This window comes from Gilvimarinus sp. 1_MG-2023 (assembly GCF_030548285.1).
Map to the genome: position 1 here is coordinate 1 of NZ_JAUOSC010000532.1, position 332 is coordinate 332.

The window sequence follows — 332 nt, forward strand, 5'->3', positions numbered from 1 at the left end:
TGTACCAGAATACCGTGTACCGCCGGGTCCACATTCAATGCGGCCACCAGCTGGTTCAGGGTTTCCTGGGTGGTAACGATCGGCAGACGATGCTCGATCGAGTTCAGTCCGGATTCGGTCGCACGGGCAATCTTGTTGCGCACATAGACCTGACTGGCCGGGTCTTCCCCGACCAGCACCACGGCCAGACCAGGCTTGATGCCGTAGTCTTCAAGAAAGGCCGCCGCATCCGTGGCGACCTCGTCCAGCACTTGCGCCGAGATAACTTTTCCGTCGATTCGAGTAGCCATGTTGTGCTCCTATTTGAAAACGACAGTTTTGTTACCATCAAC

At 56.3% G+C, this 332-nt stretch carries 1 protein-coding gene; it reads right to left on the bottom strand.

Going from position 1 to position 332, the window contains the following annotated elements; genetic code table 11:
• Positions 1 to 290, bottom strand: a 290-nt coding sequence (locus Q4563_RS17955) for a tetrahydrofolate dehydrogenase/cyclohydrolase catalytic domain-containing protein (RefSeq protein WP_303605469.1), incomplete at its 3' end; no start/stop codon positions are given.
• Between the last annotated feature and the right edge of the window lie 42 nt (positions 291 to 332).